At 67.9% G+C, this 10,734-nt stretch carries 7 protein-coding genes and 1 pseudogene; 4 read left to right on the top strand and 4 right to left on the bottom strand.

Translation table 11 applies throughout. The annotated features are described in order from the left end of the window. The 3 genes and pseudogenes from RT567_RS08930 to RT567_RS08920 all read right to left on the bottom strand — a co-directional run. Positions 1-1,275 (bottom strand): annotated as a pseudogene (locus RT567_RS08930) (hybrid sensor histidine kinase/response regulator); the annotation flags it as partial. A gap of 264 nt (positions 1,276-1,539) precedes the next feature. Beyond that, the gene (locus tag RT567_RS08925) at positions 1,540-3,195 is read right to left on the bottom strand and encodes an MFS transporter (protein ID WP_409516161.1); all 1,656 of its coding nucleotides are present in this window, start codon (positions 3,193-3,195) and stop codon (positions 1,540-1,542) included. A 177-nt stretch (positions 3,196-3,372) separates the two neighbouring features. Beyond that, positions 3,373-3,987, bottom strand: a complete 615-nt coding sequence (locus RT567_RS08920) for a response regulator transcription factor (protein WP_313575886.1) — start codon at positions 3,985-3,987, stop codon at positions 3,373-3,375. A 182-nt stretch (positions 3,988-4,169) separates the two neighbouring features. On the opposite strand from RT567_RS08920, the gene RT567_RS08915 reads away from it, so the two are divergent. The 3 genes from RT567_RS08915 to RT567_RS08905 all read left to right on the top strand — a co-directional run bounded on the left by RT567_RS08915 (position 4,170) and on the right by RT567_RS08905 (position 8,667). Beyond that, positions 4,170-5,513, top strand: a complete 1,344-nt coding sequence (locus tag RT567_RS08915) for a DcaP family trimeric outer membrane transporter (RefSeq protein ID WP_313575885.1) — start codon at positions 4,170-4,172, stop codon at positions 5,511-5,513. Between the two features lie 35 nt (positions 5,514-5,548). Further along, positions 5,549-7,486, top strand: coding sequence for an acetate--CoA ligase (gene acs / locus RT567_RS08910; RefSeq protein ID WP_313575883.1), 1,938 nt, complete (start codon positions 5,549-5,551; stop codon positions 7,484-7,486). A gap of 122 nt (positions 7,487-7,608) precedes the next feature. Further along, the gene (locus RT567_RS08905; protein ID WP_313575881.1) at positions 7,609-8,667 is read left to right on the top strand and encodes a CaiB/BaiF CoA-transferase family protein; all 1,059 of its coding nucleotides are present in this window, start codon (positions 7,609-7,611) and stop codon (positions 8,665-8,667) included. Between the two features lie 145 nt (positions 8,668-8,812). On the opposite strand, the gene RT567_RS08900 is transcribed toward RT567_RS08905, so the two are convergent. After that, positions 8,813-10,393, bottom strand: coding sequence for a bifunctional GNAT family N-acetyltransferase/carbon-nitrogen hydrolase family protein (locus tag RT567_RS08900; protein ID WP_313575879.1), 1,581 nt, complete (start codon positions 10,391-10,393; stop codon positions 8,813-8,815). 80 nt (positions 10,394-10,473) lie between these two features. Here RT567_RS08900 and RT567_RS08895 point away from each other — a divergent pair. Beyond that, a partial coding sequence (locus tag RT567_RS08895) for a CYTH domain-containing protein (protein ID WP_313575877.1) occupies positions 10,474-10,734 on the top strand: 261 nt, incomplete at its 3' end.

Raw genomic sequence — 10,734 nt, 5'->3', positions numbered from 1 at the left:
CCACAGCACCGCCCCGAACAGCGACGGCGCCAACTGGGCCAGGGCGGCGAAGGACACCAGGCCGATGGCCGCCAATCCGCTAGAGCGGTCCATCGCCAGATAATAGAGCCAGGCCAGCAGCAGCAGGGCGACGATGGCCAGGCGGCGGATGTTCAGCAGGGTCCGCGCCATGTCCGGCTGGACCGCGCCGCGCCGCCGCCCCGCCCCCATCAGCGGCAGGACCAGGTTGTTGGACACCATGGCCGACAGGGCCACGGCCTCGACGATGACCATGGCGGTGGCGGCCGAAAAGCCGCCGACGAAGACCACGGCGGTCAGCAGGCTCTGCCCCGCGCCGAACGGCAGGGCCAGCACCAGCAGGTCGGGGTTGGTCTCGGGCCTAAACAACCCGCCCGCCGCCACCAGCGGCAGCACCGCCAGGGTGGTCAGGATCAGGTACAGCGGGAAGATCCAGCGCGCGCGACGCACCTGGGCCGGATCGCCGCCCTCGACGAAGGCGACGTGGAACTGACGCGGCAGGCAGAAGATGGCCAGGGTCGCCACCAGGGTGATGGCCATGAAGCGCGCGTCGATGTGCGGCCATGTCCCCAGCTGGCCCAGGCTGTCGGTCACGGCCTGACGCGAGGGCGAGGCGGTCAGCAGGACGACGGCGAAGACGGCGACGGCCAGCAGGGCGGCCAGCTTGACGATGGACTCGATGCCGATGGCCTGGATCAGGCCGCGGTTGTGCTCGGTCAGGTCGGGACGGCGCGCGCCGAACAGGATGGCGAATCCAGCCAGGACCGCCGCCATGACCAGGACGGTCAGGCTCTCTGACCCGGCGACGGGGGTGCCCGCCGTGATCATCTCGCCCGCCATCGACAGCGACTTGAGCTGCAGCGCGATGTAGGGGACCGAGCCCAGAATGGCGACGCCCGCCACCGCCGCGCCCAGCGCGGGGCTCTTGCCGTAGCGGGACGAGATGAAGTCGGCCATCGAGCCGACGTTCTCGCGCCTGGCGGCCGAGGCGATGCGACGCCACAGCGGCAGCAGCAGGGTCAGCCCCAGGATCGGCCCGACATAGATGGGCAGATACTCCCACCCGTCGCGCGCGGCCGTGCCCACCGCCCCGTAATAGGTCCACGACGTGCAGTAGATGGCCAGCGACAGGGCGTAGAGCGACGGCCCCAGCATCCCGCGCCGCGCCTTGATCTGGGGCCGCTCGTACCACCAGGCGATGCCGAACAGGGCGGCCATGTAGAAGGCCGTCAGGGCCAGGGTGGCGAGGCTGAACATGGGCGTCATCTGGGCCGGGCGCGCTCACGCGGGCAAGTGAAAAAGAGGGCGGCCAGGCCGAAGCCGGACCGCCCGCAGGTTGGCGAAAGTCACATCCTTCTCCCTCCCCTTCATGGGGAGGGTGGTCGAAGCAAAGCGGAGACCGGGTGGGGAGGGCCAGGTGATGAGGGGCTCGGTGTGTGAATAGCCAAGCCGCCCTCACCCGGCCTCGCCCTGTCGGGCTCAGCCACCCTCCCCATGAAGGGGAGGGAGAGCATTCAGAGTTTAGTCGTGGATATCCACGTCCTTGCCTTCCTTCACGAAGAGGACGCCGACGATCAGGGTCAGTACGGCGATGGCGATGGGGTACCAGAGGCCGTAGTAGATGTTGCCCGTGGCGGCGACCATGGCGAAGGCCGTGGTCGGCAGGAAGCCCCCGAACCAGCCGTTGCCGATGTGATAGGGCAACGACATGGAGGTGTAGCGCACCTTGGTCGGGAACATCTCGACCAGGGCGGCGGCGATCGGGCCGTAGACCATGGTCACATACAGCACCAACAGGAACAGGATGCCGATCACCATGGGCTTGTTGACCAGGGCGCTGTCCGCCTTGGCCGGGTACCCGGCCTGGGTCAGAGCAGCGGTCAAGCCGGCGTCCCAGGTCTTCTTCTGGGCGTCGAAGTCGGCCTTGGGCATGACCTTGCCGTTGAAGCTGTCGACCACCTGATCACCGATGCGCACCTGGGCCACGGTTCCGGCCGGGGCGGCTTCGTTGATGTAGGTGACGCCCGCCTTGGCCAGATGGGTCTTGGCGAGGTCGCACGAGCTGTTGAAGACGGTCTTGCCCACGGGGTCGAACTGGAAGTGGCAGTCGGCCGGATCGGCGTAGACGGTCACCGGCGACTCGGCCACGGCGGCGGCCAGGCGCGGGTTGGCCGCGCCGGTCAGGGCGTTGAACAGCGGGAAGTAGGTCAGGGCGGCCAGCAGACAACCGACCAGGATGATCGGCTTGCGCCCGATCTTGTCCGACAGCCAGCCGAAGAAGATGAAGAAGGGCGTCGCCAGCGCCAGGGCGGCGGCGATCAGGATGTTGGCCAGGGCCGGATCGACCTTTAGCGTCTTCTCAAGGAAGAACAGGGCGTAGAACTGACCCGTGTACCAGACCACGGCCTGACCGGCCGCCAGGCCGAACAGGGCGATCAGCACCAGCTTCAGGTTCGGCCACTTCATGAAGCTGTCCTTCAGGGGCGTGGTCGAGCCCTTGCCTTCGGCCTTCATGCGCTTGAACGCCGGGCTTTCCGACAGCTTTAGGCGGATCCACAGGGACACGCCCAGCAGCAGGATCGAGACCAGGAAGGGAATGCGCCAGCCCCACTCGACGAAGGCTTCCTCGCCCAGGACGAAGCGCACGCCCAGGATCACCATCAGGCTGAGCAACAGGCCCACGGTGGCGGTGATCTGGATGAAGGAGGTGTAGAAGCCGCGCTTGCCGTGCGGGGCGTGCTCGGCGACGTAGGTGGCGGCGCCGCCGTATTCGCCGCCCAGCGCCAGGCCCTGGATCAGGCGCATCAGCACCAGGATGATCGGGGCGGCGATGCCGATGGCGGCATAGGGCGGCAGCAGGCCGACCACGAAGGTCGAAATACCCATCAGCAGCATGGTCACCAGGAAGGTGTTCTTGCGCCCCCACAGATCGCCCATGCGGCCGAAGACGATGGCCCCGAACGGGCGCACCGCGAAGCCGGCGGCGAAGGCCATCAGGGCGAAGATGAAGCCGGTGGTCTCATTCACGCCCGAGAAGAACTGGGCGGAGATGATCGCGGCCAGCGAGCCGTAAAGATAGAAGTCGTACCATTCGATGACGGTGCCGACGGAGGAGGCGAGAATCACCAGCCGGTCGTTCTTGTCGACCGTGTGCTCGCCGCCGTCCGCCGCACCCATGGTGCGGTCGGTCATGGGCAGTCCCTTCCTGTGCGGCCGCGATGCGCGGCGCGTTTCCCTCGCGCCCGGCGTGCTTTGCGTCGGGCGTCGGAAGAGAGAGTGACAGCAGGAACGGTGGTTTGCGCAGAGCGACCTTGGTCGAATAATGGCCGCCCTCTTCCCGTCGATTGAAGGAAGTCAGAGCTCCAGCGACTGGGCCAAAATCACCGCCTGGGTCCGGTTCTGAACGCCCAGCTTGCGGAAGACGCTGGTCAGGTGCGCCTTGATGGTGGCCTCGGTGACGCCCAGGTCAAAGGCGATCTGCTTGTTCAGCCGCCCGACCTTCAACCCCTCCAGAATGCGCAACTGCGACGGCGTCAGGCTGGCGATGCGGGCCTGCAGATCGACCTCTTCCTCGCCCGCCGCCTCGACCTCGGGCGCCCAGGTGTCGCCTTCGAGGATGACCTGGATGGCCTCGACCATGGTCGGCAGAGCGGCCGACTTGGGGATGAAGCCCGCCGCCCCCAGAGACAGGGCGCGGCGGATGGTCGGCGCCTCCTCGCTGGCCGAGACCACGACGACCGGAACGGCCGGATGATCGGCGCGGATCAGGGTCAGCCCCGTCATGCCGTCCACGTCCGACAGCTTCAGATCCAGCAGCAGCAAGTCCGTCGCCGCCGCGCCCAGGGCGGCCTGCGCCTCGGCCAGGCTGGCGCATTCGACGATCAGGGCGCCCTCAGACGCCTTTTCGACAGCCGACTTCAGCGCCGCCCGAAACAGGGGGTGGTCGTCGGCGACGACGATGCGATCCATGAGTGTCCTTCCCACGCGCGGTTCTTGTTTCGTCGGCCGCGTCGCGACGACACCATGCCGCGCCTCGACTTTGGTCGAAACTAGACGAATGGCTAATGGCCGCAAACCCGGAGCGCGCGGAATGCTGCCGTCCTGAGGCCTGCGACAGACAGGTCCGGAACAACGGTCTGGGAGGACCACGCATGGGAAGCTGCCGTTTGTTCGGCGGCGTGGCTGCGGCCGCGCTGCTGCTCGCGCCCGGCGTCGCACTGGCTCAAGACGCCAACGCGGCCCTGGAAGCCCGTATCGCCCAGCTCGAAGCCGAGCTGAACAGTCTGAAATCCGAAGTGGTCGCCGCGCGAACGCAGCAGGCGTCGCAGGCCCAGGACATTATCCGCCTGGAGACCCGGCCTGCGCCGACGCCGGTCTCCGCGCCGCCGACGCCCTCGGACGGCTTCCGCATCGGTGATCATACGGTGAAGTTCGGCGGCTTCATCAAGGTCGACGCCATGGCCTCCAGCTATTCCGGCGGCGATCCGGCCAACGGCGACGCCCTGCGCGACTATCACCTACCCGGCGCCATTCCGGTCGGCGGCGCGGACGAGGACGTCGCCACCGACTTCAATGCGCGTCAGACCCGATTCTGGCTGACCACCGACGGCGTGGTCGGCGGCCGCAAGATCGGCACGCGGCTGGAGATGGACTTCCAGACCCTGCCAGGCTCGGGCGACCAGCGCACGACCAGCGGCTCGAACCCCGCCCTGCGCCGCGCCTTCGTCACTATCGACAACTGGCTGATCGGTCAGGAGTGGACCAACTTCCAGAACACCGCCGTCCTGCCGGAATCGGCGGACTTCGTCGGTGCGGCCGAGGGCACGGTCTTCGCCCGTCAGGCCCAGGTCCGTTACACGCGCGGCCCCTTCTCCATCGCGCTGGAGAACCCCGAGACCACCGTCACCCCCTTCGGCGGCGGCGCCCGCATCGTGGCCGACGACAACAGCCTGCCCGACCTGACCGCCCGCTATGGCCTGAGCCGTCCGTGGGGCGATGTGCAACTGTCCGGCCTGGTGCGCCAGCTGAAGTATCAGAACCCGGCGACCAACGTGGATTCCACCGCCACGGGCTGGGGCCTGTCGGCCTCGGCCAAGTTCAAGGTCGGGGCGCAGGACGACATCCGCCTGATGCTGACCGGCGGCGAAGGCATCGGCCGCTATGTCGGGCTGAACTTCTCCAACGACGCGGTGCTGGACGCCTCGGGCGATCTGGAGGCCATCGGCGTGGTCGCAGGCTTCGCCGCCTATCGTCACGTCTGGGCGCCGGGCTGGCGCTCCAGCCTGATCTGGTCGACGCAGAAGGTAGACAACGACGTCGCCCTGACCGGGACCGGCGCCAACCGCTCAGCCCAAAGCCTTCACGCCAATCTGATCTGGTCGCCGGTCACCGCGTTTGATGTCGGCGCCGAGGTGATGTTCGCTGATCGCAAGCTTGAATCAGGACTGGACGGCGACATGACCCGTCTGATCCTGTTCGCCAAATACGGCTTCTAAGGCCGAAGAAGAAAAAGACCCCTGGAGGAAATCGCGTGTCTGATCCGGAAATCTATCCTGTCCCCGCCGAACTGGCCGCCCGCGCCCACATGGACCGCGCCGGCTATGAAGCGGCCCGGATGCAGGCGCGCGAGACCCCCGAGGCCTTCTGGGCAGAGCAGGCCGAACGCCTCGACTGGATGACCTTCCCGACCAAGATCAAGGACGTCTCCTTCAACAAGAAAGACTTCCGCATCCGCTGGTTCGAGGACGGGGTGCTGAACGCCTCGGTCAACTGCATCGACCGCCACCTGCCCGCCCGCAAGGACGAGGTCGCCATCCTGTGGGAAGGCGACGAGCCGACCGACAGCGAAGCCGTCACCTTCGGCCAGCTTCACGACCGCGTCTGCCGCCTGGCGAACGTGCTGAAGGCGAATGGCGTCCAGAAGGGCGACCGCGTCACCATCTATCTGCCGATGATCCCCGAGGCGGCCTACGCCATGCTGGCCTGCGCCCGCATCGGCGCGGTGCATTCGGTCATCTTCGGCGGCTTCTCGCCCGACAGCATCGCCGGGCGCATCGAGGACTGCCAGTCGACCTTCGTCATCACCGCCGACGAAGGCTGCCGCGGCGGCAAGAAGGTTCCGCTGAAGGCCAATGTCGACAAGGCGCTGGAAAAGGTCGCGGGCGTGAAGACGGTCGTCGTCCTGCGCCACACCGGCGCCGACGTGCCCTTCATCGAGGGCCGCGATCTGGACTGGGGCGTCGAGACGGACAAGGCCTCGCCCGACTGCGCGCCCGAGCCGATGAACGCCGAGGATCCGCTGTTCATCCTCTACACCTCGGGCTCGACGGGTAAGCCCAAGGGCGTGCTGCACACCACCGGCGGCTATCTGTTCTGGGCCAGCTATACCCATGAGCTGGTGTTCGACTATCGCCCCGGCGAGGTCTTCTGGTGCACGGCCGACGTGGGCTGGGTCACGGGCCACACCTATGTGGTCTATGGCGCCCTGGCCAATGCGGCGACGAGCCTGATGTTTGAGGGCGTGCCCAACTATCCCACCGTCAGCCGCTTCTGGGAGGTGGTGGACAAGCATCAGGTCAACATCTTCTACACCGCCCCCACGGCCCTGCGCGCCCTGATGCGCGACGGCGACGCCCCGGTGAAGGCGTCCAGCCGCAAGAGCCTGCGCCTGCTGGGCACCGTCGGCGAGCCGATCAACCCCGAGGCCTGGCGCTGGTATCATGAGGTCGTCGGCGAAGGCCGCCTGCCCATCGTCGACACCTGGTGGCAAACCGAGACGGGGGGCGCCCTGATCTCGCCCCTGCCCGGCGCCACGGACCTGAAGCCCGGCTCAGCGACCAAGCCCCTGCCCGGCGTCGAGCTCCAGATCGTCGACGCCGAGGGCGGCGTGCTGGAGGGCGCGACCGAGGGCAATCTGTGCATCACCGACAGCTGGCCGGGCCAGATGCGGACGGTCTATGGCGACGACCAGCGCTTCTTCGAGACCTATTTCTCGACCTATCCGGGCAAGTATTTCACCGGCGACGGCTGCCGCCGCGACGAGGACGGCTATTACTGGATCACCGGCCGGGTCGATGACGTCATCAACGTCTCAGGCCACCGCATGGGCACCGCCGAGGTCGAGAGCGCGCTGGTCCTGCACGACGACGTGGCCGAGGCCGCCGTCGTCGGCTTCCCCCACGACATCAAGGGTCAGGGCATCTACGCCTATGTCACCCTGAACAAGGGGGTCGAGGCCACCGAAGACCTGCGCAAGGCCCTGATCGCCCAGGTCCGCGAGGAGATCGGCCCCATCGCCGCCCCGGACGTGATCCAGTGGGCGCCAGGCCTGCCCAAGACCCGCTCGGGCAAGATCATGCGGCGCATCCTGCGCAAGATCGCCGAGAACGAACTGGGCGCCCTGGGCGACACCTCGACCCTGGCCGATCCGTCGGTCGTGGACGATCTGGTGAAGAACCGGGCGGCGTAACCATCCAAATCCGCTCATCCCGGCGTCCGCCGGGGTGAGCGGGGACATCATTCAGCTCCCCCCGAAGAGGCGGCCCCGGACGGCGCAAGCTGGACGGGGCCGCCTCGGCTTCAGTGGCGGGCATGAGCGGAACTCTCGACGGCCTGACCATCATCGAAATCGGCGGCATCGGCCCCGCCCCCTTCTGCGGCATGATGCTGGCCGACCACGGGGCGGAGGTGGTGCTGGTCCACCGCCCCGGCGCCGCGCCCGATCCGCGCGATCCCCTGAACCGCAGCCGCGCCCGCCTGATCGAGGCCGACCTGAAGACGCCCGAGGGCGCCGCCCTGATCCGCGATCTGGCGCGCACCGCCGACGGCCTGATCGAAGGCTTCCGCCCCGGCGTGATGGAGCGCTTGGGTCTCGGCCCCGACGCGCTGCTGACCGACAATCCGCGCCTCGTCTACGGCCGGATGACCGGCTGGGGTCAGGACGGACCGCTGGCCCCGGCGCCGGGCCACGACATCGACTACATCGCCGTCTCAGGCGCGCTTCACGCCTTCGGCCGGGCGGGCGAGAAGCCGACCCCGCCGATCAACATGGTCGGTGATTTCGGCGGCGGCGGCATGTTGCTGGCCTTCGGCATGGTCGCGGGTCTGCTGAAGGCCCAGCGCACCGGGCGCGGCGACGTCATCGACTGCGCCATGACCGACGGCTCCTCCCTGCTGATGAGCATGATCTGGGGCTTCCGCCAGAACCTGCCCGCGCCCCTGCCGCCCAGTCTCGCCTGGCGCGACGAGCGGGGCGTCAACCTGCTCGACACCGGAGCGCCGTTTTACGAGGTCTATGAGACGGCCGATGGCAAACACGTCGCCGTCGGCGCCATCGAACCGGCCTTCTACATCGCCCTGATGCGGCTGACGGGTCTGGGGAACGATCCCGACTTCGCCATGCCGTTCGACCCAGACCAATGGCCGAGGCTGAAGGACAAGCTGGCCGCCGTCTTCCGCACCCGAACCCGCGACGACTGGTGCAACGACCCCGACGCCCAGGCCGCCTGCGTCGCCCCCGTCCTGTCCATGACCGAGGCCCCCGACCACCCGCACAACCGCGCCCGCGACGCCTTCGTCACCGCGCAGGGCGTGGTTCAGCCCGCGCCTGCGCCCCGGTTCCGAAACAGTCCGGCGAAGCGGCCGGAATAGAAGGCGGGTCACAAAATCCCCCGCTCACCCCGGCGGATGCCGGGGCCCAGCGCTTTGACCCCAAACGCGCGGCATGAATACGCAAGTCCCTGTGCGCTCTGCTCTCACTGGATCCCTGCACCCGCCGGGATGAGCGGGGGTAAGGTCACCCCCCGTCCGTCCACACCGTCTTGTACAGGTCGAACCGACGGTCGCGCAGATTCCGCACCGTCCCTTGCGCCTTGGCCCAGGCCAGATCGGACAGGTCCAGGTCCGCCACCGTCACTGTCTCGACGTTCTCACTGGCCTCAGCCGCCACCCCGTCGCGCGCGAAGGGGAAGTCGCACGGCGTCAGGATGCACGACTGCGCATACTGGATGTCCATGTTCTCGACGTTCGGCAGGTTGCCGACATTGCCCGACAGGACGACGTAGCACTGGTTCTCGATCGCCCGCGCCTGCGAGCAATAGCGCACCCGCAGATACCCCTGCCGGTTGTCGGTGCAGAAGGGGGTGAACAGGATGCGCGCGCCCTCGTCCGCCAGACGCCGCGCCAGTTCCGGGAACTCGGAATCGTAGCAGATCATCACCCCGATCGGCCCGCAGTCGGTGGGGATGGCGTGGACGCGGTCGCCGCCCTTGATGTTCCACCAGTGCCGCTCGTTCGGGGTCGGGTGGATCTTCTCCTGCTCATGCACCGAGCCGTCGCGCAGGAAGACATAGGCGACATTCTGGATCTCGCCGTCCTCGGTCCGCGTCGGGTGCGAGCCGCCGATGATGTTGACGTTGTAGCCGACCGCCAGCTCGCGCATCGCCTCGACGAAGCGCGGCGTATAGCGGGTCAGCGCCTCGATCGATTCCGCCGGGGTCAGCTTCTTCGTCTCCAGCGACAGGAGCTGAAGCGTGAACAACTCGGGGAAGACCACGAAGTCGGCGCGATAGTCCGACACCACGTCGACGAAATATTCGACGTTGTCCATGAACTCCTGGAAGCTCTCGACCTTGCGCATCTGCAGCTGGACGGTGGCGACGCGCACCGTCTCCTTCACCGCAAAGGCCGCCCCCTTGCCCGTCGCCTCGACATAGTAGGGGTTGCGCCAGACCCAGCGCGCCGCATGGCCCAGCGACGCCTTGTCCGACGGCAGATAGTTCAGCAGCACCCCCGCCGGCTCGAAGCCCGAACGCTGGTGAAAGGCCATGATCGGATCCTTCACCTTGCGGTCGCGCACCGCCTCGACATAGGCGTTCGGGTCAGGATAGGCGGCCCGGCGACGCGCCAGCCCCGGCATCCGTCCGCCGAAGACGATCCCCTTCAGGTTCTGCGCCTCGCACAGGTCGCGGCGCGCGTCATACAGACGCTGGCCGATGCGCAGGCGCCGCCGGGCGGGGTCGACGCAGACCTCCATCCCGTACAGCCACTCGCCCGCCGGGTCATGGCGCGCGCCATAGCCGCCGCCGGTGATCTGGTCCCAGGTGTGCGGCCCCATGGCCGACGTCTCGTCGATGCGGAAGCTGGCGGCGTAGCCGACGATCTCGCCCTCGAACTCGACCACGAACTGCCCGTCGGGATAGGTGGCGATCTGGCCGCGCAGCATCCCCGGCGTATAGGGCGGCATGTCCTTATAGACCCGCGCCACCAGGGCGTTGATCCCGGCGACGTCGCCCATGCGAGCGTTGCGGATGGTCAGGACGGCGGGCTTGGCCGGCTCGGCGGGCGGGACGGTTTGGGCGGTCTGCAGATCAGTCATCCCCTCCTAACGCGCGAGCTTGGCTGTTGGATCATTTTCATCGCCTTGGACCCGCGCGGCGATGGGCGCACAATGGCGTCATGTCCGGCATGGCCCAGGAAATGGCGCAGGAAATCGAACTGAAATTCCGGCTCGGTCCGGGCGCCGCCGCGCGCCTGGCCGCCCACCCGGCTCTGGCGGGCGAGGACAGCGTGCAGACCCTGCGCTCCGTCTATTACGACACGCCGGATCAGGCGCTGCGGCGCGCGGGCTGGGGCCTGCGGGTGCGCGCGACCGGACGCGGCTTCGTCCAGACGCTGAAGGGCCAGACCGGCGGCGACGTCCTCAACCGCGCCGAATGG

It is taken from the genome of Brevundimonas sp. (assembly GCF_032107865.1).
Lineage (GTDB): Bacteria > Pseudomonadota > Alphaproteobacteria > Caulobacterales > Caulobacteraceae > Brevundimonas.
This window is presented reverse-complemented; position numbering and strand designations above follow the sequence as displayed.

Bases quoted from the DNA above. Each gene is read 5' to 3' on its own strand.
- RT567_RS08925 (WP_409516161.1), bottom strand. From the start codon at position 3,195: ATGGGTGCGGCGGACGGCGGCGAGCACACGGTCGACAAGAACGACCGG.
- RT567_RS08915 (WP_313575885.1), top strand. From the start codon at position 4,170: ATGGGAAGCTGCCGTTTGTTCGGCGGCGTGGCTGCGGCCGCGCTGCTG.
- RT567_RS08900 (WP_313575879.1), bottom strand. From the start codon at position 10,393: ATGACTGATCTGCAGACCGCCCAAACCGTCCCGCCCGCCGAGCCGGCC.
- RT567_RS08905 (WP_313575881.1), top strand. From the start codon at position 7,609: ATGAGCGGAACTCTCGACGGCCTGACCATCATCGAAATCGGCGGCATC.
- RT567_RS08920 (WP_313575886.1), bottom strand. From the start codon at position 3,987: ATGGATCGCATCGTCGTCGCCGACGACCACCCCCTGTTTCGGGCGGCG.